General features: G+C 60.0%; 22 protein-coding genes. 2 read left to right on the top strand and 20 right to left on the bottom strand.

The window, feature by feature from the left end:
- Positions 1-42 precede the first annotated feature (42 nt).
- The 9 genes from KW849_RS05885 to arnB are packed head-to-tail and all read right to left on the bottom strand — an operon-like array spanning position 43 to position 10,429.
- Positions 43-1,626: a glycosyltransferase family 39 protein gene (locus tag KW849_RS05885; protein ID WP_256357084.1), complete on the bottom strand. Its 1,584-nt coding sequence runs from the start codon at positions 1,624-1,626 to the stop codon at positions 43-45.
- Positions 1,623-3,011 carry a UDP-glucose/GDP-mannose dehydrogenase family protein gene (locus KW849_RS05880; protein WP_218428534.1) on the bottom strand — a complete coding sequence of 463 codons (1,389 nt, stop codon included), beginning with the start codon at positions 3,009-3,011 and terminating at the stop codon, positions 1,623-1,625. Before KW849_RS05880 ends, KW849_RS05885 begins: the two co-directional genes overlap by 4 nt.
- The gene (gene arnF, locus KW849_RS05875; RefSeq protein WP_218428533.1) at positions 3,008-3,409 is read right to left on the bottom strand and encodes a 4-amino-4-deoxy-L-arabinose-phosphoundecaprenol flippase subunit ArnF; all 402 of its coding nucleotides are present in this window, start codon (positions 3,407-3,409) and stop codon (positions 3,008-3,010) included. Before arnF ends, KW849_RS05880 begins: the two co-directional genes overlap by 4 nt.
- The gene (gene arnE / locus KW849_RS05870) at positions 3,406-3,750 is read right to left on the bottom strand and encodes a 4-amino-4-deoxy-L-arabinose-phosphoundecaprenol flippase subunit ArnE (protein ID WP_007983907.1); all 345 of its coding nucleotides are present in this window, start codon (positions 3,748-3,750) and stop codon (positions 3,406-3,408) included. The genes arnF and arnE overlap by 4 nt, the downstream gene beginning before the upstream one ends.
- The gene (gene arnT, locus KW849_RS05865; RefSeq protein WP_218428532.1) at positions 3,747-5,396 is read right to left on the bottom strand and encodes a lipid IV(A) 4-amino-4-deoxy-L-arabinosyltransferase; all 1,650 of its coding nucleotides are present in this window, start codon (positions 5,394-5,396) and stop codon (positions 3,747-3,749) included. The genes arnE and arnT (KW849_RS05865) overlap by 4 nt, the downstream gene beginning before the upstream one ends.
- Positions 5,393-6,277, bottom strand: a complete 885-nt coding sequence (gene arnD / locus KW849_RS05860; protein ID WP_218428531.1) for a 4-deoxy-4-formamido-L-arabinose-phosphoundecaprenol deformylase — start codon at positions 6,275-6,277, stop codon at positions 5,393-5,395. The genes arnT (KW849_RS05865) and arnD overlap by 4 nt, the downstream gene beginning before the upstream one ends.
- Positions 6,277-8,268, bottom strand: coding sequence for a bifunctional UDP-4-amino-4-deoxy-L-arabinose formyltransferase/UDP-glucuronic acid oxidase ArnA (gene arnA / locus KW849_RS05855; protein ID WP_218428530.1), 1,992 nt, complete (start codon positions 8,266-8,268; stop codon positions 6,277-6,279). Before arnA ends, arnD begins: the two co-directional genes overlap by 1 nt.
- A complete protein-coding gene (gene arnC / locus KW849_RS05850) occupies positions 8,265-9,284 on the bottom strand; it encodes an undecaprenyl-phosphate 4-deoxy-4-formamido-L-arabinose transferase (RefSeq protein ID WP_218428529.1) in 1,020 nt (339 codons plus the stop codon). Before arnC ends, arnA begins: the two co-directional genes overlap by 4 nt.
- Entirely contained in the window at positions 9,281-10,429 is a 1,149-nt protein-coding gene (gene arnB / locus KW849_RS05845; protein ID WP_218428528.1) for a UDP-4-amino-4-deoxy-L-arabinose aminotransferase, read from the bottom strand. The genes arnC and arnB overlap by 4 nt, the downstream gene beginning before the upstream one ends.
- Positions 10,430-10,820: 391 nt before the next feature.
- Between arnB and xerC the strand changes: the two genes are divergently transcribed.
- Entirely contained in the window at positions 10,821-11,759 is a 939-nt protein-coding gene (gene xerC / locus KW849_RS05840) for a tyrosine recombinase XerC (protein ID WP_218428527.1), read from the top strand.
- Positions 11,760-11,763: 4 nt separating this feature from the next.
- Here xerC and KW849_RS05835 read toward each other — a convergent pair whose 3' ends face one another.
- From KW849_RS05835 to KW849_RS05795, 9 genes are all read right to left on the bottom strand, one after another.
- The gene (locus KW849_RS05835; protein WP_218428526.1) at positions 11,764-12,834 is read right to left on the bottom strand and encodes an ABC transporter ATP-binding protein; all 1,071 of its coding nucleotides are present in this window, start codon (positions 12,832-12,834) and stop codon (positions 11,764-11,766) included.
- On the bottom strand, positions 12,831-14,381 hold the full coding sequence (locus tag KW849_RS05830) for an iron ABC transporter permease (RefSeq protein WP_256357083.1): 1,551 nt from the start codon (positions 14,379-14,381) through the stop codon (positions 12,831-12,833). The genes KW849_RS05835 and KW849_RS05830 overlap by 4 nt, the downstream gene beginning before the upstream one ends.
- A 51-nt stretch (positions 14,382-14,432) precedes the next feature.
- Positions 14,433-15,446, bottom strand: a complete 1,014-nt coding sequence (locus KW849_RS05825; RefSeq protein ID WP_218428525.1) for an iron ABC transporter substrate-binding protein — start codon at positions 15,444-15,446, stop codon at positions 14,433-14,435.
- Between the two features lie 324 nt (positions 15,447-15,770).
- Complete coding sequence (gene arnT, locus KW849_RS05820; RefSeq protein ID WP_218428524.1) at positions 15,771-17,501, bottom strand: lipid IV(A) 4-amino-4-deoxy-L-arabinosyltransferase; 1,731 nt, start codon at positions 17,499-17,501, stop codon at positions 15,771-15,773.
- Positions 17,502-17,665: 164 nt separating this feature from the next.
- A complete protein-coding gene (locus KW849_RS05815; RefSeq protein ID WP_218428523.1) occupies positions 17,666-18,322 on the bottom strand; it encodes a histidine phosphatase family protein in 657 nt (218 codons plus the stop codon).
- 300 nt (positions 18,323-18,622) lie between these two features.
- A complete protein-coding gene (locus KW849_RS05810; RefSeq protein ID WP_218428522.1) occupies positions 18,623-19,180 on the bottom strand; it encodes a membrane integrity-associated transporter subunit PqiC in 558 nt (185 codons plus the stop codon).
- Between the two features lie 17 nt (positions 19,181-19,197).
- Positions 19,198-20,874, bottom strand: a complete 1,677-nt coding sequence (locus KW849_RS05805) for an intermembrane transport protein PqiB (protein WP_218428521.1) — start codon at positions 20,872-20,874, stop codon at positions 19,198-19,200.
- Positions 20,855-21,511 (bottom strand): paraquat-inducible protein A, encoded by a 657-nt coding sequence (locus KW849_RS05800; protein ID WP_218428520.1) that lies wholly within the window; start codon positions 21,509-21,511, stop codon positions 20,855-20,857. Before KW849_RS05800 ends, KW849_RS05805 begins: the two co-directional genes overlap by 20 nt.
- A complete protein-coding gene (locus KW849_RS05795; protein ID WP_218428519.1) occupies positions 21,508-22,104 on the bottom strand; it encodes a paraquat-inducible protein A in 597 nt (198 codons plus the stop codon). Before KW849_RS05795 ends, KW849_RS05800 begins: the two co-directional genes overlap by 4 nt.
- Before the next feature lie 376 nt (positions 22,105-22,480).
- Between KW849_RS05795 and KW849_RS05790 the strand changes: the two genes are divergently transcribed.
- Positions 22,481-24,133: an arylsulfatase gene (locus KW849_RS05790; protein WP_218428518.1), complete on the top strand. Its 1,653-nt coding sequence runs from the start codon at positions 22,481-22,483 to the stop codon at positions 24,131-24,133.
- A gap of 93 nt (positions 24,134-24,226) precedes the next feature.
- Here KW849_RS05790 and KW849_RS05785 read toward each other — a convergent pair whose 3' ends face one another.
- Positions 24,227-25,528 (bottom strand): FAD-binding oxidoreductase, encoded by a 1,302-nt coding sequence (locus KW849_RS05785; protein WP_218428517.1) that lies wholly within the window; start codon positions 25,526-25,528, stop codon positions 24,227-24,229.
- On the bottom strand, positions 25,525-26,613 hold the full coding sequence (locus KW849_RS05780) for a polyamine ABC transporter substrate-binding protein (RefSeq protein WP_218428516.1): 1,089 nt from the start codon (positions 26,611-26,613) through the stop codon (positions 25,525-25,527). Before KW849_RS05780 ends, KW849_RS05785 begins: the two co-directional genes overlap by 4 nt.
- Positions 26,614-26,628 lie beyond the last annotated feature (15 nt).

Here is a 26,628-nt window from a genome sequence, read left to right as displayed (position 1 = left end):
GCGCTACTCTAGCAGTCGGACACTCGGTCGTTGCTACGGGACTTACTGGAGGTGCAGCAGCACGAAATCATTCTTGTCGAACCGCCCGCTCAGCACTGGCGGCAATGCGCCAACGGCCGTGCCTTGCAATGTCTTGTACAGGTTCAGGTCCATCATCAGCCACGCCGGGTCCTTGAGGTTTTCCAGTTCCTGAGGCGACTCGGTGAAAACCGGGTGCAGGTCCTGCGGGATGTTGACCATGAATTTGATGGCCTTGGCGTCTTTGCCCATCCCGTGCATGACCAGCGGTGCCGGGTCGTTTTGCACGAGTTCAAACGCCTCGCGGCTGAAGGCCTGGGTATCGTAAAGCTGTCGTTGGACCGGCTCGAACTGCAAGATGTAGAACGACCAAAGTGCCAGGACCGCACAAAAAGCCAGTGCCTGTGCTCGCCAGCGGGACTGCTTGAGCGCTGCCAGGGCGACCACTTGCAGCACACAGAGAAGGATGAACAGGGAAGTGAGGTGGGCCACGACCTCGGGGAATTTTCGCCGTACCACCAGCAATGCCACGATCAGCAGGCCTGGGATCAGCAGCCACAGCCCCTGCATCAACCCCCGCAGCCAACCCAGCAATCGACCCTGTGTGGCGTAGAACGGATACGCCGCCACGATGGCCGCCATGGGCAGCATCGGCAGCAGGTAACGGGCCTTTTTCGCCTGCGGGACGGAAAGGCCGATCATCACGATCAGTCCGGCCGCTACGCAGCACTGCATCAGGCGCAGTGCCGGCCCGGCTTCCTTTGGGCCTGTCAGCGCAACAGCCCCAAGCGCTAGCAACGCCAACGGCCACGCCAGTGCATAGTTGCCCATCGAGCTGGTGAAGTAATACAACACACCGTTGCTGCCTTCACTGCCGTCCATGCGTCCCATGAACTGCATGCGAATCACGTCCTGCAGGAAGGCCGGGCCACCGCTGATGTCCGCCAGCCACAACAACAGACCGATGCACACCGCCAGCAGCAACGCTGCCAGCAATCCGAAGACGATCAGCCGTCGCCATTGGCGATTGACCAGGAAATAACTGCATAGCATCCCCGCAGGAATCACGAGGCCGATTGGCCCGCGAATCCAGAAGCCCAGCATCAACAAGGCAAAGATCAGAACCCGGCGGCGCGGCGCCGCAAAGTGATCGGCGGCGTAGCCCAGGTAGAACACGCTGAACGCGACAGCCGCCAGAATCAGGTCGAGGGAAACCGCGCGGGTTTGCGTGATGAAGGTGTTGGTCAACAGCATCAGGGCGATGCTCAGCAGCGCCCAGCGCGTGGAATAGGGTGCCAGCAGGCGGTACATCAAGGTGACGATGACCGCTGCGGCGATGGCGCTCGGCAGCCAGGCGGTCAGGCTGGTGACCTGGCCGAACGGCAGTGAAAGCAGCCAGATGAATAGCGTTGAAAGTCCCGAATAGTCTGCGTAGGGCTGGCCATAGGTCGTCGGAAAAAAGGACGGCCCATTGCGCAGCATCTCCTGGGCGAACAGCACGAAGCGTGAATCGAAACCGATGGCCGCTTGCTGATACATCCCTGCGCAGAACAACAACAGCGCCAACAGACCCAGCGCGAGGGACTGTTGGCGGATGTGAGGGATCATGAGGTACAGGCGACCACGGATTCGGTTGACCATTGCTGGTGAGGCATCGGCAATTTGCGCGATTCGCCACGGCCGATCGGGAAGTAGGTGAAACCGATGCGTGCCAGACGGTCTGCGTCGTACAGGTTGCGACCGTCGAAGATCACCGGTGCGTTGAGCCGTTGCTGGATCAGCTCGAAGTCCGGCGCCTTGAACTGTTGCCATTCGGTGCAGATGATCAGTGCATCGGCACCGGACAGGACCGACTCTGGCGTACCCATGAGCATCAGTTTCGATTCGTCGGGATACAGCTTCTGGGTTTCCTGCATGGCTTCCGGATCGAACGCACGGACATTCGCCCCGGCAGCCCACAGCGACTCCAGCAACACCCGGCTCGGTGCATCGCGCATGTCGTCAGTGTTTGGCTTGAACGCCAGGCCCCATAAAGCAAAGGTCCTGCCACGCAAGTCGCCCCTGTAGAACGCATTGATGCGTTCGAACAGCTTGTGTTTCTGCCGTTCATTGATGGCTTCCACCGCTTGCAACAGGTCGCTGGAGCAATGGGCCTCTTCGGCGCTGTGGATCAGGGCACGCATGTCCTTGGGGAAACATGAGCCACCGTAGCCGCAACCGGGGTAGATGAAGTGGTAGCCGATGCGCGAGTCGGCGCCGATGCCAAGGCGTACCGACTCGATGTCGGCACCCAGGTGTTCGGCCAGCTCGGCGATCTGGTTGATGAAGCTGATCTTGGTCGCCAGCATGCAGTTGGCGGCGTACTTGGTCAGCTCGGCGCTGCGCAGGTCCATGAACATGATGCGTTCATGGTTGCGGTTGAAGGGCGAGTACAGGTCACGCATCACTTCGCGTACTTCGTCACGTTCACAACCGACGATGATACGGTCCGGGCGGCGGCAGTCGGCGACGGCCGAACCTTCTTTCAAAAACTCCGGGTTGGAGACGATATCGAACTGTAAAACACGCCCGGCGTTGAGCAGGCATTTGTCGATGTGTGCACGCAAGGCGTCGCCGGTGCCGACCGGAACGGTGGATTTCTCCACCAGGATCGCTGGCTGTTCGCGATGCTGTGCTACCACTTCGCCCACCGACATCACGTAGCGCAAGTCCGCCGAGCCATCGTCCCGGGACGGTGTGCCGACCGCAATAAACAGCACCTCCCCGTGCTGTACCGCGAATTTTTCGTCGGTAGTGAACTGCAGCCGTTTGGCGTCAAGGCTTTCGCGAACCAGGCTGGCGAGCCCGGGTTCGAAAATACTCACGTGGCCCTGCTTGAGCAGTTCGACCTTTTTTTCGTCAACGTCCATGCAGACCACGTCGTGGCCGACTTCGGCCAGAACCGCTGCCTGCACCAGGCCAACATAACCGCTACCAAATACACTGATTTTCATGGGGCACTCCTTGATTCGGGCGCGCGAGCAGGTCGAGAATTGATGGTAATGACGCCGAGGATGACCAATGCCACGCCAAGGCTTTTTGTAAGGCTGAACGTTTCGTTGAACAACGGCAGGCTGGCGGCCAGCAGGTACACCAGCGCGTAGCTGATGCTCAGCAACGAGTAGGCCCGGCCCAGCGGCAGGTCCCGCAGGGCGGCGAGCCAGCAGAGCATCGACAAGGCATAGGCGAAGATGGCCACGAGCACCACGGCAACGGCGGTCAGGTCGATGTGAGCGCTGAGCCATTGTTCGGGCTGTGGCAGGTGACTCATGCTCCAGCGCATGCCCAATTGGGCGGCGCTGACCAGCAACACGCTGCCCAGTGCGAAGGCAATACCGCGACTCAGGTTCATGCGTGCTGCCCCAGCAGAGCCACGCCGCCGATCACCAGCGCCACACCCAGCCAGTGGCGGCGGTCGATGGTTTCGTGGAACACGAAACGCGCGACCAGGGTGATCAGCACAAAGTTCAGGCTCAGCATCGGGTAGGCAATCCCGACTTCCAGGCGTTGCAGCACCAGCAGCCACACCAGCAGGCCCAGGCCCAAAGAGGCCAGGGCCAGCCAAAGCCAGGGCGAACGCAGTTTGTCCATCCACCCGGAAGGTTTGCCGCGCCAGCTTTCCACCGCATATTTCTGGGCGATTTGGCCCAGGCAGGTCAGCAGGCAAGCGACCAGTAGCAATAGCAGGCTCATGGCGCCGCCTGAGGAATGATCAAAATCACCAGATTGCCTTGTTCATACCGCTTGCCCTCTTTGGGCAATTGTTCGAGTTCGCGCAACTCTTCCTCGCCTTTGACCCGCATGACCACACCGACCGAACCTAGCTGGCGAGCGTCGTGCATCCACTGTTGCACCTGATCGGAGTCGACGCGCTGCTTAAGCGAGTCAGGATAGGCAAGACCATATTTCAATTCGCCTATCGTGTTGAAAAAAGCCACTTCAGGCCGTTTCGCCCGCCAGGACAACGCTGACGCGGCACCCAGGTCGTTGCTCAGCAATTTGGCACTCTGGCCAAGTTCCTGGGCGTGATCGAGGATAAATTGGTCAGGGGTTTTATTGGCGACGACGGAGTTGGGCAGTCCGGCGGGCAGCACGGCGGCGAGCAACAGGCTGCCAAACGCGGGTGCCGCCCAGCACTGCAACGGACGGAAAGCCTGCAGCAGGTTGGCCATGATCCAGCCGATCAAGCCGATGAACACCAACACCAGGTTGTGCAGTTCATGATTGTAAATCGGCTTTTTCAGTTGCAGATAAACCAGGGCCAGCAGGGTGACCACACCCACCACCAGGTTCAGCAGGCCGTTGATGCCCAGGGCGCGACCTCGCTCCAGCTTCAATCGGTCAGCCAGTGCATGGCCGAGCAACAATGCCAGAGGCAACAGGCACGGCAGGATGTAGGCTGGCAACTTGCCTTTGCTCAGACTGAAGAAGAACAACGGCATCCATAGCCACAGCAGCAGGAACCCGATATTGGACTGGCGTCGGGTCTGCCAGGCATGCTTCAGCGCTGGCGGCAGCAAGGCGATCCACGGCATGCTGAAAGCCACCAGCAACGGCAGGTAATACCACCATGGCGCATTGTGCTGGGCATCGTCCCCGGCAAAACGGCGGATGTGTTCGTGCCAGAAAAAAAACCGCCAGTAGTCAGGCTCCTGGGCGTGCACTGCCAGCGCCCATGGCAGGCTGACGGCGATGGCTACCACGACCGCCACCGGGCCGTAGACCAGCAGTTCACGCCAGCGTTTTTGCCAGATCATCCAGGGCAGGGCGATCAACACTGGCAACAACCAGGCCAGGAAACCCTTGGTCATGAAGCCCATGCCGCAGGCCAGGCCCAGCATCGCCCACGCGATCAGGCGTTGCCCGCGGCTCGTGCTGTCGAGCGCGAACCATAACGCCACCAGGCTCAGGTTGACCCAGAAGGTGAATTGCGGATCGAGGTTGGCATACCCCGCCGAAGCGGCAATTACCGTGAAGCTCATGTACAGCAGCGCGCAGGCGAAACTCTTGCGCGGTTCGTTCCACATCCGGCGGGCGACCAGGTAGCACAGCAGCACGCTCAAACCGGTGCTCAGAGCCGAAGCGAAGCGCACTCCGAAAAGGTTTTGGCCGAACAGCGCCTGACCGATGGCAATCATCCAGTAGCCGGCCGCGGGTTTTTCGAAATAGCGCACGTCCATGAAATGCGGCGACACCCAGTTGCCGCTCAGGAGCATGCCCTGGCTGATCTGGGCGTAGCGGGTTTCGTCAGGAATCCATAAGCCATGACTGCCCAGTGGCAACAGGTATGCCAGCGCCATCATGGCCAGCAATAACGGCAAAGCCCAGCGTCTGCTCATGCGTCTTGCACTCCCAGCCAGCCTTCGCGACCTTCGAGTGCACCGCGTACCACGCGGCCGATCGGCAAACTGTCAGGGGCCTGGGGCAACAAGTCGCCCAAGGGTTGAAAACGGATATCTCGCTGATGTGCATCGCTCAGCAGTTGACGGAAATCGTTGGACATCAGAATCCCTTCTACTTCGGCATGGATCGTGTAGACATTGAGTTTTTCCGGCGTGAACCGGTCCAGGATGAACCTGTTGAAATCCTTGGCGGCGACGGTCGGCCCGACCACTTCGTCGAAGGTCGGCAGGTCCACCGGGATTTGCGGTGCACCCAGGCGACCATCGGCCAATCGCGGCTGGAATAGGCTCAGGCCGCGACAATCGCTGTTATAGCGAAAGCCGAAACCCTGCTTGGCTTCGATCACACGCTCGTCGGCACGCCACCCGGCGGACGCCGAGCAGGTGATCTTTTCCCCGAGAATGTCGCCGAGGGTGTCCACGCCACGGCGTATCTGTTCGACCAGTTGTGCGTCGCTCCAGCGCCCGGCGTTGGCTTGCCAGCCGTGGTGATCCCAGGCGTGCAGGCCAACCTCATGCCCGGCATCCCGGGCCTGGCGCATCAAGTGCCCCAGGTCGCGGCCGATCGGTTTTCCAGGCCATGCGGTGCCGGCCAGCAGAATGTCCCAGCCATACAGGCCAGCTGCGTTGGAACGGAGCATTTTCCAGAGAAACTGTGGACGGATGAGGCGCCACAAGTGGCGCCCCATGTTGTCCGGCCCGACACTGAAGAAGAACGTCGCCTTGATCTGTGCTTCATCAAGGATTTCCAGCAACCGAGGCACTCCCTCTCGGGTGCCCCGGTACGTGTCGACATCGATCCGCAGTCCCGCCTGCATCAGCGCTTGTCCGCGATTTCGAGCATGGCCTCGCGCAAGAAGAAGTCCAGGGTGTTGCCGATGGTTTCGCTCATCTCCACGGTTGGCGTCCAGTCCAGCAGGCGCTTGGCGTTGGCGATGCTCGGCTTGCGGTGCGACACGTCCTGATAACCGGTGCCGTAGAACGCCTTGCTCTCGATGTCGCGGAAACCGGCGAACGGAGGGAAGTTGGCGCGCAGTGGGTGAGCTTCGAACTGACGCAGCAGCTCTTCGCCCAACTGGCGGATGCTGGCTTCGTTTTCCGGGTTGCCGATGTTGATGATCTGGCCATTGCAGACATCGTTGTCGTTGTCGATGATTCGCGCCAGTGCTTCCACACCATCGGCGATGTCGGTGAAGCAGCGTTTTTGCTCGCCACCGTCGAACAGGCGAATCGGCGTACCTTCCACCAGGTTCAGGATCAACTGGGTAATCGCGCGGGAGCTGCCGATACGGGCCGAATCCAGACGGTCCAGGCGTGGACCCATCCAGTTGAACGGACGGAACAGGGTGAAGTTCAGGCCCTTCTGGCCATAAGCCCAGATCACGCGGTCCAGCAGTTGCTTGGAGACCGAGTAGATCCAGCGTTGCTTGTTGATCGGGCCGACCACCAGGTTGGAGTTGTCTTCGTCGAAGTTGTTGTCCTGGCACATGCCATAGACTTCCGAGGTCGACGGGAAGATCACGCGCTTGTTGTACTTGACGCAGTAGCGAACCAGTTTCAGGTTCTCTTCGAAGTCCAGTTCGAACACGCGCAGCGGGTTACGGGTGTATTCGATTGGCGTGGCGATCGCCACCAGCGGCAGTACCACGTCGCACTTCTTGATGTGGTACTCGATCCACTCGGAGTGGATGCTGATGTCGCCTTCGACGAAGTGGAAGTTCGGGTGGCTGCGCAGGCGCTCGATGGCGTCCGAACCGATGTCCAGGCCGTAGACCTCGTAGCGGTCGTCACGCAACAAACGCTCGGACAAGTGGTTGCCGATGAAGCCGTTGACGCCGAGGATCAGCACGCGGGTGCGACGTGGGGCACGGCCGGATTCGGCACCGCGCAGCACGGAACCGTCCACCAGGCCCAGTTCGTTGGCCAGTTGCGGACCGCTCAGGTACAGACCGTTGTCGTTGCGCTGGCCGGCGTTGATGATCAGCGAGTCTTGACCGCAGGCGATGCGCAGCGGGTCGACGCTGATGACGCGGCCCGGCGCCAGGCCTTCGTTGCCCTTGGCGACTTCGGCGCTCCAGACAATCAGCTTGTGCTCGCCTACCGCGCAGAAGGCACCCGGGTATGGCTGGGTCACGGCGCGGACGAGGTTGAACAGTTCTTCGGCCGGCCTGGCCCAGACCAGTTTGCCGTCAGCCGGAGTGCGACGGCCGAACACAGTAGCCTTGGATTCGTCTTGCGGAGTTTCGCTGACCTTGCCTTGCAGCAGCGCCGGCAGGGTGTCGCGCAGCAGTTCAGCGGCGGCGGTGCGCAGCTTGCCGTGCAGGCTCAGCGCGGTGTCGCTGCGCTCGATTGCGACCTTTCGCTGGGCGACGATGGCGCCCGCATCGGCACGCTTGACCATGCGGTGCAGGGTCACGCCGGTTTCCGTTTCGCCGTTGACCAGCACCCAGTTGGCCGGAGCGCGGCCGCGGTAGCGTGGCAGCAGGGAACCGTGCAGGTTGAACGCGCCTTTGCGCGCCGTCGCCAGCAGTGCTTCGCTCAGCAGGTTGCGGTAGTAGAAGGAGAAAATGTAGTCGGGATTGAGCTTGGCGATACGCTCGATCCACAACGGATGGTTGGCGTCTTCCGGTGCATGCACGGCAATGCCGTGGCGGGCGCACAGCTGTGCGACGGAACCGTAGAACGCGTTTTCCTTCGGATCGTCGGCGTGAGTGAACACCGCAGCGATCTCAAACCCGGAGCAGAGCAGGGATTCGATGCCGGCGCAGCCAATATCGTGATAGGCGAAGACAACAGCTTTTGCACTCATGAAGGAACCTGATCTGAAGAAGTGGAAGTAAGGCCGTCGACGGTAACAACGGAAGCGGGGGATTCGGGCTGGCTACGCAGCACCTTTTCAATGAAGAAGCGCGGACGTGCGCGCACGTCGCTGTACATGCGGCCCAGGTATTCACCCAACAGGCCCATGCCGATGAATTGACCACCGGTGAAGACGAACAGCACGGCGAACAGTACGAAGGTACCGCCACCGGCCCAGCCGGCACCGAACACCAGGCGTAACAGGATCAGCGTGATGGCGAACAGCACACCCAGGGCCGCCATGCCGACGCCGACGATGCTCAGCAGTCGCAGCGGCGTGGTGGTCATGCAGGTGACCAGGTCGAACATCAGGTTGATCAGGCGCATGGGGCTGTACTTGGAATCGCCGTGTTCACGCTCGGCGTGGGTCACGGGGATTTCCGTGGTGTGGCGGGCAAAGCTGTTGGCCAGGATCGGAATGAAGGTGCTGCGTTCACGGCAGGCGAGCATGGCGTCGACGATGGTGCGTCGGTAGGCGCGGAGCATGCAGCCGTAGTCGCTCATGGCTACGCCGGTGGAACGCTTCACGGCCAGGTTGATCAGCTTCGATGGCCAGCGGCGCAAGGCCGAATCCTGACGGTTGTTGCGCACCGTCGCGACGACGTCATAGCCAAGTTCGGCCTGGGCCACCAGCCGCGGGATTTCTTCGGGCGGGTTTTGCAGGTCGGCATCGAGAGTGATGACGACATCGCCCTTGCACTGTTCGAAACCGGCCATGATCGCTGCGTGCTGGCCGTAGTTGCGGTTGAGGATCACCGCCACCACCGGGCTGCCTTCGCGGGAGGCGGCGTCTTCCAGGATCTGTGCGGAGTCATCACGGCTGCCATCGTCGACCAGCACGATTTCATAGGCCTGGTGTAACTGCTGGCAAGCCGCTTCGGTGCGCCGGAGCAACTCAGGCAGGCTTTCCTGTTCGTTGTAGACCGGAATGACGATCGAAACGAAATTGATTGGGTAAGGTCTCAAAGGCTTCTGTCCATGCAGTTTTCAATGGCACCGACGACGCGCTCGACATCATCGGTGGTCATGTCGGGGAACAACGGGATCGAACACAGCCGCGCCGAATTCCATTCGGTGTTGGGCAGGTGCAGAGTAGGGTAACGCTGGCGGTAGTAGGTGTGCAGGTGTGTGGCGATGAAGTGAATGCCGGTGCCGACATTCTGTTCCTGGAGCGCTTTCATGAACGCTTCGCGATCCAGCCCGCATCGCTCGGCATCGATGCGCAGGATGAACAGGTGCCAGGCGTGCTTTTGCGAATAGGTGGGGACGGCCAGCGGTTGCACCGGCAAGCCTTCCAGGCGCTGCAAGTAGGTCTGGGCCAGTTGAGTGCGCCTGGCGTTGATCTCGTCCAGGCGTTCCAGTTGCACCAGTGCGATGGCCGCGTTGATGTCTGCCAGGTTGTACTTGAAGCCGGGTTCGATCACTTGGGCCTGGGGCTTGCGGCCGTGGGTCAGGCGGTCGTAGGCATCAACCCCCAGCCCGTGAAACTTGAGCATGCGTACCCGCGAGGCCAGGGCTTCATCGTCGCTGACGAACATGGCGCCTTCGGCGCAGGTCATGTTCTTGATCGCGTGGAACGAGAAGATCGCCGTGCCTTTGGAACCGACGTGGCGACCATTATAGAAAGTGCCTGCCGCGTGGGCGGCGTCTTCGATCACGGCAATGCCGTGTTTGTCGGCCAGGGCGTAGAGCGGATCGAGGTCGAATGCTGCGCCGGCGTAATGCACCGGGATAATGGCTTTGGTGCGCGAAGTGATCGCCGCTTCGATAGCGGCCACGTCGGTCATCAGCGTGTCGCGGTCGATATCGACGAACACCGGCGTGGCACCCAGCAGGGTGATCATGTTGGCGGTGGAAACCCAGGTCTGCGAGGGTGTAATGACTTCATCGCCGGGACCGACACCCAATGCCAGCAGGGTGATATGCATCCCGCCGGTGGCCGAGGAAAGTGCCACGGCATGCCGGCAACCGACGTAGTTGGCGAAGTGTTCTTCCAGTGCCTGGTTCTTCGGTCCGGTAGTGATCCACCCGGAGCGCAATACTTGCTCTACGGCCGCGATTTCTTCGTCGCCGATGCTGGGACGGGAGAAAGGGATAAACGCCTGACTCATGGGCACCTCTGGGGCTGAAAACGTAAATAGCCTTTGAGGCTAAAAGGGATCCAAAAATCAGCCTAGACGCTAAATCAGAACCTGCATCAAATCAACCAGTTACTGGATGGAGGTAAAAAATTGCATCAGTTGACTTTTTTCGCCATGGCCGGCAGGTTGGACGTCCATCTGGGCTGCGCCGACTGTATAGAAGGTTATGCCCGATTTTGTGAAAGGAACATGAAAAAACGGTTGGGGAATCGTTTATCTGAAAGCTATTAAGCCGCTGTTCAGACTTCCCGCATGTATGGCGGTTCTTGGGAAAAGTCCTACAGCTGTAATGTCTTTTACATCATCGTTATTTCACTTCTTAGTTGCTTCATTGAACTGTTTTCATTCAAGGCCGTTTCGTTTGATTGACTTACCTGTTACTGACTCAAGTTTACCCCTCACCAATCCGCTGACCCTGTATCTGGCGCGACTGGCGCCGTCCAGCCAACTGACCATGCGTTATGTGCTGCAGGATGCCGCCGACCGCCTGGGCTTCGAAGATCACGATATCGAGGAGATACCCTGGCACAACTTACAGCCCGAAGACGTGATCGCGCTGGTGGCCACTCTGCGTTCGGATGGCTATGCACCGAACACCTCCTCGCTGTATGTCAACGCGGTGCGCGGGGTGATGAACGAAGCGTGGCGCATGAGCCTGATCTCTCAGGACCATCTGTTGAAGATGCGTACGGTGAAGGGCATGGCCGGTACACGGCTGTCCCAGGGGCGCAATCTCAGGCGCACGCTGATTCAGGAATTGATGGCGGTCTGCGCCGCCGATCCGCGGCCACAGGGCCTGCGGGATGCCGCGATCATCGGGATTCTGTACGGTTCGGGAATGCGCAAATCCGAATCGGTGAACCTGGAGCTGAACCAGGTCGATTTTACCGAGCGCAGCCTGCGAGTGACGGCCAAGGGCAACAAGCAATTGATCAAGTACGCCCCGGCCTGGGCCTTCGCCAAGCTTGAAGCCTGGCTCGAGCTGCGCCGTTCGTTGCTCAAGGACGGCGAGTCGGACGACCCGTTTCTGTTCAACCGCATCCGCCGGGGCAGCCATATCACCCGTGAGCGCATCACCAAACATGCGATCTATTACATCGCCCGGCAGCGGGGCGCGCAGGTCGGGGTGAAAATCATGCCCCACGACTTCCGGCGTTCATTCATAACCCGGGTGATCGAAGAGCATGATTTGTCGATTGCGCAGAAACTGGCACATCACAGCAACATCCAGACCACGGCCAACTACGATGTGCGCGATGACAACGAGCGGCGTCGGGCGGTGGATCGATTCGATCTGTGAACGATCACAACTCGCTCAGCACATGGGCATGGCCGATGGTCGAGACCTGAACCGAGCTGCCGGCGGGTGGTGCATACATGCCTGAGCTGCGCACCAGCAGTGATCGGCCCGGTTGCTCGCTACTGGTCAACGGCTGGAGTTCCACCGTCAGCGTGCAGGTGTTGCCGCTGAAGTCCCGGTCGGTGACCACGGCCCGGCAACCGCTGTCTTGCGGGTCACTGGGCAGGATGCTGGCCAGTTGCAGCTGTTCGGGGCGCAGCATGATCTGCGCCGAGCGGTTGTTGCGGTGGTTGTTGACCGGGATCCGCCCCAGGTCGCAATGGGCCCAACCCGCCTCGATGCGCGCGGGCATGACCACGGCATCCCCCAGAAACAGCGCGGTCTGTTCGTCTTCGGGATAGCGGTAAAGGTCCAGCGGGTGCCCTGACTGGACCAATCGGCCATGGCGCATCACTGCCAACTGGTCGGCGAACGACAGGGCTTCACTCTGGTCATGGGTGACCAGAATGGTGGTGACGCCCGCGTCTTCCAGCAGCCGCGCAACCATCTTGCGCATCGCCGCGCGCAATCCGGTATCGAGCGCCGAGAACGGCTCGTCCAGCAGCATCAGCCGTGGTTGTTGCGCCAACGCCCGGGCCAGGGCCACTCGCTGTTGCTGGCCACCGGACAATTCGTGAGGCCAGCGCTCGGCCATCTTCGCGTCCAGCGCCACACTGTCCATCAGTTCGGCGATTCGCTGTTGTTTTTCAGTGCCCTTGGTCGCCAGGCCGAAGCCGATGTTCGCGGCCACGGTCATGTGTGGAAAGAGTGCGCCATCCTGTGGCACATAGCCGATCAGACGTTGATGGGCCGGCACTTCGTGGGTGCCGTCGACCAGGGTCTGACCATTGAACGAAAGACGCCCGGCGTCGGGGAATTCGAAGCCGGCAATCATGCGCAGTAACGTTGTTTTACCGGAGCCGGAAGGACCGACGATCACCGTGCGACTGCCGCTGGGCACCGACAGGCTGACGTTGTCCAGGGCGCAATGGGCGCCATAGGACTTGTAGAGGGCATTCAATTCAAGAGTGTTCATCGGCCAGCCGTTTTTTTCGATTGGTGATAAAGAAGTCCGGTCAACGGAAGCGACAGCACAACCATCAATAAGGCGTAAGGCGCAGCGGCCGCGTAATCGATTTCGCTGGTCATGGCCCAGAATCCGGTCGCCAGGGTGCGCGTGCCATTCGGGGACAGCAGCAGGGTGGCGGTCAATTCGTTGGTGATCGCCAGGAACACCAGCGCCGCGCCGGCGGCAGCCCCCGGCGCGGCCAGGCGCAAGGTGATCAGCCACAGTGCCCGGGCCGGCGAGCGGCCCAGGCTGCGGGCAATGTTTTCCAGTTCCACCGGGGCCTGGGCAATGCCTGCGCGCAGGCTCACCAGGGCGCGGGGCAAGAACATCAGCAGGTACGCCAGCAGCACGGTGAAGGTGGTCTGGTAAATCGGCCGGGCAAAATGGATCGTGATGGTCACCAGTGCCAGCGCCACGATAATTCCCGGCAGGGAACTGGTGATGTAGTTGCAGCTTTCCAGCACTCGTTGCAGTCGGCCGGGGTAGCGGATCGACAGCCAGGCGATCGGGATCGCCGCGCAAGTGGTCAGCGCCGCGCCAGCGACACCGAGCAGCAGGGTTTGCTCCAGCGCGGGCAGCAATTCGGCCATGTCCCAGACTTCCACGCCCCCGGCGATCAGCCATTTACCCAAGGTGATCAAGGGCACGCCCAGGGCCAGGGCGCAGGTCATGATTTGCAGCGTCAGTGAGAGCAGGGTGGATACCGGTTTCAGGCACACGACCCGTTGCTCCCGGGCGCTTCCCGAACCGACGCGAGCGTAACGCGCCGAACCCCGGGCGGCGGATTCGGCTGTCAACATCGCCAGGCAACACAACGCGAGCACGCTGGCCAGCATATGCGCCGCTGCGCCGTTGAAGGTCGATTTGAACTGATCGAAGATCGCGGTGGTAAAGGTGTCGAATCGGATCATCGCGTACAGGCCATATTCGGCCAGCAGATGCAGACCGACCAGCAAGGCGCCACCGCAGATCGCTAAGCGCAATTGCGGCAGTACCACGCGGAAAAACACGTTCCAGGGTTTTAGACCCATGGATTCGGCGACGTCTTCAATGGCCGGGTCGAGACGGCGCAAGGTGGCCGCCACCGGCAAATACAGGAACGGGAAGTAGGCGATGACCGAGACCAGGACACCGGCAAACAAGCCGTGAATGGGTGGCACCAGGCTTACCCAGGCGTAGCTGTGAACGAACGCGGGCACCGCCAGCGGTGCGGTGGCCAACAACGACCACCAGCGCCGTCCGGGCAAATTCGTGCGTTCTGTGAGCCACGCCAGCGTCACCCCCAGCGCAACGCACAACGGAATCGTCAGCAGTACCAGCAATACGGTATTGATCAGCAGTTCGCCAACCCGGGGGCGGAACACCAGGGTCACGACGGTTGACCAGCCTGTCTGCAGGGACACGCCAACAACGTAAGCGATCGGTAGCAGCGCCAGTAATGAAACCAGCACCGATAAACCGATCACCCATACACCGCCACGTCCCGCAAAGACTCCGCGGGATCGTCGGCGCAAATGTGCGGGTGTCGCCTCAACGACCCCCGCAGGCAGGGTTTCAGGTATCAATTAGAGCAGTCCGGCCTGTGTCATCAGCTCCACGGCTTTTTTGCTGTCGAGTTTAGAAGCATCGACAGTCGGCGCATCGAGTTGCTGCAGAGGCACTAATTTAGGGTTGGATTCAGCGTTCTTGCCCACGGCGTACTCAAACGACTTGCCGTTCTTCAGGACAGCCTGGCCATCCTTGCCGGTAATGTATTTGAGAAACGCCTGGGCTTGTTCTTTGTGTTGGCTGGACGCGAGGACGCCGCCGCCGGAGATGCTAACAAAAGCGCCCGGATCTTTGTGCTTGAAATAGTGCAGGGCGGTGTTTTTGCTGTTTTCGCCGGTCTTGGACTGATCCACCAGGCTGTAATAGTGGTAGATCACGCCGCTGTCGATCTGCCCGGCATTCACCGCTTTGAGTACCGAGCTGTTGCCACGGTAGTTGGCGTAGTTGGTTTTCATCGCTTTAAGCCAATCCAGCGTGGCGGTTTCACCCTTTTGTTCCAGGATGGCAGCGACGATGGCCTGGAAGTCGGCACCGCCTGGCGATGCACCCCAGCGACCCTTCCAGCTCGGCGAAGCCAGGTCCATGATCGATTTCGGCAGGTCGGCTTCCGGCAGTTTGCTTGGGTTGTAGACGAACACTGTGGAGCGCGCGGCAATCCCGACCCATTTGCCGTGGGCCGGGCGGTAGGCGGAGTCAACCTGCTCCAGCGTGGCTTTATCGACCGGCGCAAACAGCCCGGCGTTGTCGACCAGTACCATGGCCGGGGAGTTTTCGGTCAGGAATACGTCCGCCGGAGAAGCCGCGCCTTCCTGCACGATCTGGTTGCCCATCTCGGTGTCATCGCCGTTACGCAGGGTGACGGGAATACCGGTCTCCTGGGTAAAACCCTCGACCCAGGCCTTGGTCAGACCTTCGTGTTGCGCGTTGTACACCACGATGCCGACGGAGTCGGCTGCATAGACCTGGCCAGCGCTCAGCAAAGCGGTGGCCAGCAGGGCCTTTTTCAAGAACGAGGGGATGTTGGGAATCATTCTGCGGGCTGCTCCTGGTGCATTTTTTTTGAAAGTCATACGCATTGAAACGCTTGTAAACCAATGCGAATCATTTGCATGTTTTGAATTGCAGGGAATGTAGAGATCCAAATGAGAAAATAACGTAAAAAAAACCGTAAATACATGTAATTTTCATTCAGATTAGCAGCGCTGTGCCCACTGTGGTTCGACTCGTCGATCAAACGATGTCGTCGATCAGAATATGGCACTGCCCTCGACTGCCTTTTGTCGTGCCTTTGGGTTTCACCTGCAACAAAAACCGAGAGGCCGGTTCGACCTCTCGGTTTTTTTGCGTCTTGCCTGTCAGGGCTGGATTTGCGGGAAGATCAGGACCTGCAGGTTGCCGCGCTGATAGCGTTTTCCGTCGGTGGGCAGCGCTTCGACTTCCTGGACTTCATCGACGCGGTTGACCCTCATCACCACCCCGACCGAGCCCTTTTTTCGCGCCTCGGTCATCCAGTGTCCGACCTCCTGCAGGGTTACTTTGCGCGAGGCGGAGGCGGGATCCTGCAGGCCGTATTTCATTTCACCAACGACATTGTAGAGCGCTACTTCCGGTCGCCTGGTCAGCCACGACAAGGCCGAGGCCGCCCCCAGGTCGTTGCTCAGCAGCGAGGTGGTCTGGTTCAAACTGTCCAGGTGTTCGGCGATAAACCGGTCGGGCATCTTGCTGTCGACGATCTGGCCCGGCATGGCGGCGGGCAGCAGCGCCACCAGCAGCCAGATGCCGAGGGCCGGCATCGCCCATAACGTCAATGGCCGCAGGATTTGCAGGGCGTTAACGATGATCCAGCCCAGCAGCACGATGAACGCCAGGGACAGGCTGAACATCTCGGTATTCTCGAAAATCTCTTTGCTCAGTTGCAGGTACAGCAAAGCGATCAAGGCCACCGTGGCGATGACCACGTTGAACCAGCCGTTGACGCGAATCGTCCGTTCCCGTGCCTGTTCCAGCAGGCCGGTCAGCGCGTGGCCCATCAGCAGCGCCAGCGGTAACAGGCACGGCATGATGTAGGTCGGCAGCTTGCCGCTGCTCATGCTGAAAATCGCCAATGGCAACAACAACCAAAGCAGGAGAAATCCACCGACGGGCTGACGCTTGTTGTTCCAGGCCTGGATGAACGTTGTCGGCAACAACACAGTCCAGGGCAGGGCGGAGACGACCAGCATCGGCAGGTAGAACCACCACGGACGGGCGTGTTGCGCATTGTCGGCGGCGAAGCGGCGTACGTGCTCGTTCCAGAAGAAGAAATTCCAGAAGTCCGGTTCCTGATGATGAATGACCAATGCCCAGGGCAGGCAGACGGCCGCGGCAACCACAACAGCCAGTGGCCCGTAGCGCAACAGTTCGCCCATGCGACGCTGCCAGAGCATGTAGGGCAGGGCGATCACCGCCGGCAGCAGCCAGGCCAGAAAGCCCTTGGTCATGAAGCCCATGCCGCAGGCGATGCCCAGCACCGCCCAGAATCCCAGGCGGGCGCGAGAGCTGCGACTGTCGATGGCAAACCACAGGGAAACCAGGCTCAGGTTGACCCACAGGGTGAACTGCGGATCGAGGTTGGCGTACCCGGCCTGACCGGCAATCAGCCCGAAGCTCATGTAGAGCAGCGCGCAGGCGCAGCTTTTGCGAGGATCGCCCCAGAACCGGCGGGCAATCAGGTAGGTCAGCCACACGCTCAGCCCGGTACTCAACGCTGACGCGATGCGGACCCCGAACAGATTGTCACCAAACACCGCCTGGCCGATGGCAATCATCCAGTACCCGGCAATCGGTTTTTCGAAATAACGCAGGCCCATGAAATGCGGCGAGACCCAGTTCCCGCCCTGCAGCATTTCCTGGCTGATCTGGGCATAACGGGTTTCATCGGGAATCCACAGGCCGTGACTCATCAGGGGCAGCAAGTAGAACACGATGAACGCCAGTAACAACGCCAATAGCATCCAGCGCTCGCTACGCTCGTTGGTCGGCGCGGGTGGGACGTGCAGGCGGGAAGAATGGCCAGCAAAATCCGGCAGTGGCTGAATTGACGTCATGTCTCGACCTTGGCGCTGAGATGGCAGGTTGAAGCTAGTGAGAGATAAAACCGGAATGATATCGAACAGCGAGAAGTTCAATCACACCTCTCGCTGTTGTGTTCAGGTTCCATTCAGTCCGGCTTGAAACAACTTTGTGCCAAAGTTTTCGGTCGGTAATGATTTCAGTTCTTTTCTTGTAATAGAGTGTTCCAGTCTTCGGCATTCACAATGCCGAGTACTTGCAGTTGCCCATGACCATCGATGTGCACAAACAGTGCGCTGGTGTACTCGGCGTCCTTCGCCGAATGCTTGAAGCCGGTCTGCTTTTCAAAATCAGCGATGCAACCGCTGTGGGTCATCAGCACCAGGTTGCGGTGCGCCACCTTGTGCGCAACGACGTCGTTACGCAGGGTCGTGCCGCAGGTCGCCAGCCACTCCTGGGTCCGTGGGTCGCTGTTGAACATGTAATGTGCGGTCTGCACGGTGCGCGTCACCGGGCTGGTGAGGATGTCGGTTTGCGTCAAACCCAGGCGTGCCAGGCCTTGCCCGACAACGGCGGCCGCCTCACTGCCGACACGGGTAATGCCGTCGGCCGGGCCCAGGCAGGGATTACTGGAACGGTCGCACCGCTCGGCATGACGAACCAGCACCGCGATCTCGCCGGCACTCCATTGTTGCAGCAATTGGGCCCGGGCTTGTGCGCCCTCATGGACCAGGTTGGCCGGTGATTTCGGCCACAGGACAAAACAGGTGGCAAGCACGGCGAGGGTCAGTACACCAATGGTCACGACCGATTTAGACCGGCGCGAAGACGGTTTACGCGAGACGGAGTTGACCAAGTTTGTCCACCGATTGGAGCGCCAGGGAAGTGCTGTTAAACAACACTTGAAACAGCGCGAAAAATGACCGCCGAGACTAAGTCAGCGAATTAATTGCAGTCCACGTTAAATCAGCGCAGGTGTCGGAGCGGTGAAAGGAATGTGAAAAAATTGCAGAGGGGGGTTGCGGTGGGTAATTAATCTGTTACGGGATTTTTTCTCTTGTACTCCAGCGGGAAATGACAGCGGGAAACAGAAGGGACATAAGGAATGGGATTAACGACGAACTTGCCGCCGTTAATCCACAGAGAGGAAACCCGTTCAGGGCGAAGGGCAGTCAGCCTGTGGTCTGGCGGCAGCCTGGCTGATCAGCGCGGCCAGGCGTTTGACGTTGTTTTGCTGGGCAAGCACCAGGTCATCGATGTTCGCACCTGACGGCGTTTGCAAGGTGCTGCGGCAAATCACCCGTGCCGTATCGCCGATGCCGGCACTGCGCAGGCGCCATTCCACGTCCATCAACGCGTATTGACCGGGGACCGAGTCAAAACGCTGCACATCGACCCGCACCGAATATTTGCCTTGTGCAGGACTGTTACTCAATTGATCGGCCAGCGCGCTGCGCAATTCGTCCACGAGAGTCGCGGCCCACCATTGGGATTCCAGGATCGCCAGGCCACTGTTGCCCTCGCGAATGACGATCTGCGCACGATCGACCTGGGGCGGCACGCTGATCGTCTCGATCTGAATCGCCCCGACGCTGGTCCTTGAGTGATCGCCCACCTGGGCCGGGGTCAGGGTGTGGAAGTGAATCGGGTCACTGCGGCAAGCGGCGAGCAGCAACATCGCGGTGACCAGTGTGAGCTTCAGCGGAAAAGCCATGGGTGTTGCTCCTGTGTTCAATTGCGCGGTGGCCCTTGCAGATCCACGGGTGCGGCATTGTTCGGACGGCCGCGAAGCAGCGACTCCGGATGCCGCCCCAGGTAATCCGAAAGGTCACGCAAGGATCTCGACGTGCGTCCAAGTTCATCCAGGGTTTGCCCCAGTTTTTCCCGTTGCGGTGAGTCCTCGGCCAAGGTCGAACTGGCGGATTGCAGGGTCGAATTGGCGGTTTCCAGGGTCTTGCTGAGGTCCGCCAAGGTGGTCTGCACGCCAGGCAAGATCTTGCCGTTGAATTGCATCATGCCTTTGCGTAATTCGACGAGATTGCCGTCGAGATTGCCGGCGATTCGCTCGATCGGCAGTTTGTTGATCTTGTCGACCATGGATTCGAGCTTTTCCTGCAATTGCTCGAGGCTGCCGGGAAGGGTCGGAATCATGACCGGGCGGGCCGCTGTATCGAAGGCGACTTTGTCGGCCTTGGGGTAGAAGTCCAGGGAGATGTACAACTGACCGGTCAGGAAATTGCCAGTACGGGCCTGGGCACGCAGGCCGTTTTCGATAAAGGTGCCGATCAGACGCACACTCCCGGCTTCGTCATTGGGATCATGACTGAGCGCCTTGAGCATTTTGATGTGGGCCTGGCCCAGGCGTTGCGGGTAAATCACGATGCCGACGTTGACCGGAAAGGAGCGTTTTTTCTCGTCGTAATCCAGATTGACCGCCACCACCTTGCCGATTTCCACGCCGAGGAATTCCACCGGTGCATCGACCTTGAGCCCGCGCATTGCCTGGTCGAAACGCATGGCCAGGTACTGCGGCTTGCCGTTTGGTGGGGCGAGGGCGGTTTGCTGGTCTTCGAACAGTTCGTAGGCGTACTCGGCAGCCGCAGGTTTATCGTCAGGACTGTAGTCGGGCGCGCGGAAGGCAATACCGCCCACCAGCAAGGAAGACAACGATTCGGTCTTGACCGCAAAACCGTTGGCGCCGACGCTCACGTCAATGCCGCTGGCGTTCCAGAAACGGGTGTTTTCGGTGACGTACTTGTCATTGGGTGCATGGATGAACAGCTCGATGTTCACGCCTTTGCCATCCGGGTCCAGCGCGTAGGCCACCACCTGACCCACCGGGATCTTGCGGTAGTAGACCGGAGAGCCGATATCCAGCGACCCCAGGTCCTGTGTGAACAGGGTGAAACGCTTGCCCGGCTCGCCGTAGGTGATGGGCGGCGGATTCTCCAGCCCCTTGAAGTTTTTTGCCCGGCCGTTGGCCTGGCCGATATCGGCACCGATGTAATCGCCCGACAGCAGCGTATCGATGCCGGACACACCGCCAGCGCCAATGCGCGGCCGCACGACCCAGAACTGCGAATCTTCACGGGTAAAGCTTTCGGCCTGCTTTTCCAGTTTGATGGTGGCGTTGACGCTCTTCTGGTCAGCGCTCAGTTCCACATCGGAGACATGACCAATCACGACATTGCGGTACTTGACCTCGGTTTTATTCGCGGTCAGGCCGTCCCCGGTCTTGAACGTGACAACGATGGTCGGGCCTTGCTGCAGAATGCTGTGAACCACCAGCGAAATACCCACCAGCACCGCGACTATCGGCACGATCCAGACCAGCGAGACGCTGAAACGGCTGGTCTTGATCGGCGCCAGCCCGGGGGCTTGCGGCCCGTCAGTGGCTTGTGACTTCATCCGTGACCTCCTCATCGTGTGGGTTTTCCCGTTCTTTATCCCAGATCATGCGTGGATCGAAACTCATGGCCGACAGCATGGTGAACACCACCACCAGACCAAAAAACAGAATGCCCGGGCGTGGTTCGATGTCGGCCAGGGCCTGGAATTTCACCAGCGAGGCCACCAGAGCGACCACGATCACATCGAGCATCGACCAGTAACCGATGACCTCGACGAAGCGATACAGCGTCGACCGCTCTTTACGTGCCCACTCGCTGTCGCGTTGCACGGTGACCAGCAGCAGCGTGATGGCGACGAACTTGATGCCCGGCACCGCGATACTGGCAATGAAAATGATCAGGGCAATGTCCCAGGCACCCGCTTCCCAGAACTCCAGCACGCCGCTCATGATCGTGCTGTCGGCGCCATGGCCGACCATTTTGGTGTTCATTACCGGCAGCAAATTGGCGGGGATGTAAAACACCAGGGCGGCGATCATGTAGGCCCAGGTCCGGGTCAAGGCATTGGTCTTGCGTCGATGCAAAGGCGCACCGCAGCGTTCGCATTCGTGAGGTTCGCCAGTCATGTCGCAGGCCAGCCCGCAGGTGTGACACAGGCACAGGTTGAGCTCGTCGGCGTACGGAGGCGTGCTCATACGATGTCCCATAGTTCGCGGATATCGCGCCCGGCGATACGGATCATCATCAGGCTCAGCGCCGCCAGCGCGAACAGCCCTATGCCGGGTAGCACATCGAGCAGACCGGCGAGCTTGATCACCGCGACCATGGCGCCCAGCAGGCAGACTTCGAGCATGCTCCAGGGCCTCAGGGTTTCCAGCCAGCGCATGCAGAATTTGAATCCGGGCGAGCGTTGCCGGGCGAGGGCGAAGCCCAGCACCCAAATCAGCAGCAACAGCTGGAAAACCGGCGCGATGACCATGGCGATTGCCGCCACCATGGCGATGAACGTGATAGGTCCCAGGCTCAGGGCCAGCACCGAGTCCCAGAGCGTTGCGCTGTTCTTCACGCCTTTGAGGCTGATGCTCATCACCGGATAGAAATTGGCGAATATCCAGAGCATCAACGCTGTGAAGGTCAACGCAAGACGCTGCTCCACCGTGAGGCCGTTATAGCGTTGAAGTACGCCGCCGCAGCGCGTACACAGGGTTTTCTGATGTTTGGCGAGCGTGACTTTCTGGTAAACGCTGTCGCAGTGCTCGCAGATGATCAGTTGATCAGTAGATGCCATGGGGCAAGCTCGACAGAAGGCAGGAAGTTCAGAGCACCCCCTCAATATAGAAGTGACTTGCGATTGAGCAAATAGAAAGTCGCAACCTTAACACTATCCGCCGCCCGGGGACGCCTCGACCCAAGGTATTTCATGGGGAAACCAGTGACGAACGATTATGAATTCTTCTGCCTCTGCAATGCGCGTTTTGATAATAACCGTACTAGGCTGACTCGGGTGCCTTGAGTAGCAACAGGCTTTTCATTTTTTTTGGCAGTTGAACGCTTGGAACTAATCAGAGGGCATGGTTTGGGGGTAACTCACCAGGGTCCGGTCTCGGATTACTTGAAAACAAGTAGCCGGCCACAAGGATCCGTCCCGATAAAGGAAGGTCGCCATGAAAAGACTCTCGCATCGCTCAAGGTTCTACATAGCAGGTTCATTACTGATAGCGCTTAACGGCATGGCTCAGGCTGCACAAACAGAAAAACCCAATATCCTGTTCATCGTGTCCGACGACACCGGTTACGGTGATCTGGGGCCCTATGGCGGCGGTGTCGGCCGCGGCATGCCGACACCCAGCATCGACGAACTGGCCGCTGAAGGCACAACCTTTTATTCGTTCTACGCGCAACCGAGCTGCACGCCAGGCAGAGCCGCCATGCAGACCGGGCGCATCCCCAATCGCAGCGGCATGACCACCGTGGCCTTCCAGGGCCAGGGCGGCGGTTTGCCAGCCGCCGAGTGGACGCTGGCCTCGGTGCTCAAGACCGGCGGTTACGAGACCTACTTCACCGGCAAGTGGCACCTGGGTGAAGCCGACTATGCGATGCCCAATGCCCAAGGCTATGACGTGATGAAGTACGTCGGCCTCTATCACCTCAATGCCTACACCTACGCCGACCCGACCTGGTTCCCCGACATGGACCCGGAAACCCGGGCGATGTTTGCCCAGGTGACCAAGGGCGCACTCTCGGGAAAGGCCGGAGAGAAGCCGGTCGAAGAGTTCAAGATCAACGGCCAGTATGTTGATACGCCGGTCATCGACGGCAAACCCGGTGTAGTCGGAATTCCCTACTTCGACGGTTATGTGGAAAAGGCTGCACTGGAATTCCTCGACACCGCCGCCAAATCGGACAAGCCGTTTTTCATCAACGTCAACTTCATGAAAGTGCACCAGCCGAACCTGCCGGCACCGGAGTTCGTTCACAAGTCGATCTCCAAGTCCAAGTACGCCGACTCGGTAGTCGAACTTGATACGCGTATCGGCCACATCATGGACAAGCTCAAGGCGCTGGGCCTGGATAAGAACACGCTGGTGGTTTACACCACCGACAACGGCGCCTGGCAGGACGTTTACCCGGATGCCGGCTACACGCCTTTCCGCGGCACCAAGGGCACCGTGCGCGAGGGTGGTAACCGGGTTCCTGCGATCATGGCCTGGCCCGGAAAAATCAAACCGAACGCCAAGAACCACGACATTCTAGGCGGCCTCGATCTGATGGCGACCTTCGCCTCGGTGGCCGGTATCAAGTTGCCGGAAAAGGACCGCGAAGGTCAGCCGATCTTTTTCGACAGCTATGACATGACCCCGGTGATAACCGGCACTGGCCCCGACCCACGTAAAGAGTGGTTCTACTTCACCGAAAACGAGTTGTCGCCAGGGGCGGCCCGTGTGGGCAACTACAAAGCCGTGTTCAACCTGCGCGGCGACGATGGTGCTCAAACCGGTGGCTTGGCTGTGGACACCAACCTGGGCTGGAAAGGTGCCACCAAGTACGTGGCGACGGTGCCTCAGGTCTTCGATTTGTATCAAGACCCACAGGAGCGCTATGACATCTTCATGAGTAACGTCACCGAGCGTACCTGGACCATGGTGCCGATCAGTCAGGCGATCAACAAACTCATGCAGACCTACATCAAGTATCCGCCACGCAAGCTGCAAAGCATGGGCTATGACGGGCCGATCGAGTTGTCCAAGTATCAGAAGTTCCAGTCGGTTCGGGATGATTTGAAGAAGGAAGGCATTAGCATTCCGATGCCTCAATAGGTGCGCCGCGGCGATCTCTTGAAGTCGCCGCAGCCCCGCCTGACCTGCCGGGACGCGTGAAACGAGGGACAACCCGTCTCAGGCGCCCGGTGGTCAACCCAGCACTTGCCGCATCCGATACCAGAACATGCCAAGGGCCAGCAACGGTGAACGCAGGGCGCGTCCGCCGGGGAAGGTCATGTGCGGCACGGCACTGAACACGTCAAAGCCTTTACTGTGGCCGGCATGGATCGCTTCGCCCAACAACTTCGCGCACCAGTGGGTCACGTTCAGGCCATGGCCGGAGTAGCCCTGGGCGTAGAACACGTTCGGGTGCTGGCTCAAGCGTCCGACCTGGGGGAAACGGTTGGCCGAGATGCCGATCTTGCCGCCCCACTGAAAGTCGATGCGCGCCTTGGCCAGTTGCGGGAACACCTTGAGCATCTGCGGGCGCATGTAGGCGCTGATGTCCGCAGGATCGCGGCCGGAGTAATGGCACGCGCCACCGAACAGCAAACGCCGGTCAGCCGAGAGCCGGTAGTAATCCAGTCCGACCTTCTGGTCGCACAGCGCGAGGTTGTGCGGGATCAGTTTTGCGGCGGCCTCTTCCGACAACGGCTCGGTGGCGATGATGTAGCTGCCCGCCGGGAGCACCTTGCCGCTGAGCTTCGGTTCAAGCTCTTCGAGATGCGCGTTACAAGCCAGCACCAACGTGCCGGCGCGCACCGTGCCAGCGGCGCAACGGACCTGCACCGTGCTGCCGTGGATCAACTCCAGCACCGGACTCTGCTCGAAGATCCGCACGCCAAGGGACTCGGCGACCTTCGCTTCACCGAGCGTCAGGTTCAGCGGATGCAAATGTCCCGAGCCCATATCGACCAAGCCACCGGCATACACGCCGGAATTCACCACCTGTTCACGGATTTGCTCCGGCGCGACCAGCCGGGTTTCAAAGGCATAGCCGGACTCGATCAGCTCTGCCTGCTCGGCCTTGAGCGCCTTGAACTGGGTCGGTGTGTTGGCCAGTTCACAGAAGCCCCAGCGCAGGTCGCAATCGATGCCGTGTTCGCGGACGCGATTGGCCACGACCTGCACCGATTCGGTCCCGGCCTGTTCCAGGTATTGCACGCCATCGGCGCCGATGTGCCTGGCGAAACCGCTGACGTCATGACCGATGCCACGAATCAACTGGCCGCCGTTGCGCCCGCTGGCGCCCCAGCCAACCCGCCGGGCCTCCAGCAGGACCACCGAGAGCCCGCGCTGGGCCAGTTCGATGGCGGTGTTGATGCCGGTGAAGCCCGCGCCGACCACGCAGACATCGGCCTCAAGGTCCGAGGCCAGCGCGGGACGCTGCCGCATGCCCCTGGCGGACGCCGCGTAATAGGAGAGGGTGTGTTCCTTGGTGTACTGATTCATTTGTTGGACTTCACTTTGCTCCACGAGCGGGTCATCAGGCGCATGATCGACTGCGGCGGCGTGGTGGAGATGTAGAGTTTGTCGAGGACTTCCTGGGACGGATAAACCTCGGGATTGCCGACCAGCTCAGGGTCCATGTACTGCTTGGCGGCCGGATTCGGGTTGGCATAACCGACCGAAGCGCTGACCTTGGCAATCACTTGCGGGTCCAGCAGGTAGTTGATGAAGGCGTAGGCTTCTTTCGGATTGCTGGCGTCGGCGGGGGTGGCCAGCAAGTCGAACCACAGGTTGGCGCCTTCCTTGGGAATGGCGTAGGCGATGTTCACGCCGTTCTTGGCTTCCTTGGCGCGGTTGGCGGCCTGGAACACGTCACCCGAGTAACCGAAGGCCACGCAGATATCGCCGTTGGCCAGGTCCGAGACGTACTTGGAGGAGTGGAAGTAGGTGATGTAGGGGCGGATCTGCAGCAGCTTGGCTTCGGCCTTTTTGAAGTCCTCGGGGTTTTCGCTGCGCGGGTCCATGCCCATGTAGTTGAGCATCGCGGGAAACACTTCGTCCGCCGAGTCCATCATCGACACGCCGCAGGCGCTCAGTTTCTTGATGTTTTCCGGTTCGAACAGCACGGCCCAGGAGTCGATCTTGTCGATGCCCAACACAGCCTTGACCTTGTCGACGTTATAACCGATGCCGTTGGTACCCCACAGATACGGCACCGAGTGCTCGTTGCCCGGATCGTTTTTCTCCAGCAGCGCCAGCAGTTTCGGGTCGAGATTCTTGAAGTTCGGCAGCTGCTCGCGATCGAGCTTGAGGAACGCACCGGCCTTCACCTGGCGGGCGAGGAAGTGGTTGGACGGCACCACCACGTCATACCCGGTGCGACCGGCAAGCAGCTTGCCTTCCAGGGTTTCGTTGGAATCGAATACGTCGTAGATCACCTTGATCCCGGTCTTGGCCTGGAAGTCGGCGAGGGTGGTTTCGCCGATGTAATCGGTCCAGTTATAGACACTGACCTGGGGCTGGGCCTGGGCAACGGCGCTGAACAGGACCGCCAGCGCGGCCGGGACCACGGATTTCAATAGACGCATGTCGATACCTCTTGG

This window comes from Pseudomonas sp. PDM26, assembly GCF_019219185.1.
GTDB lineage: Bacteria > Pseudomonadota > Gammaproteobacteria > Pseudomonadales > Pseudomonadaceae > Aquipseudomonas.
This window is presented reverse-complemented; position numbering and strand designations above follow the sequence as displayed.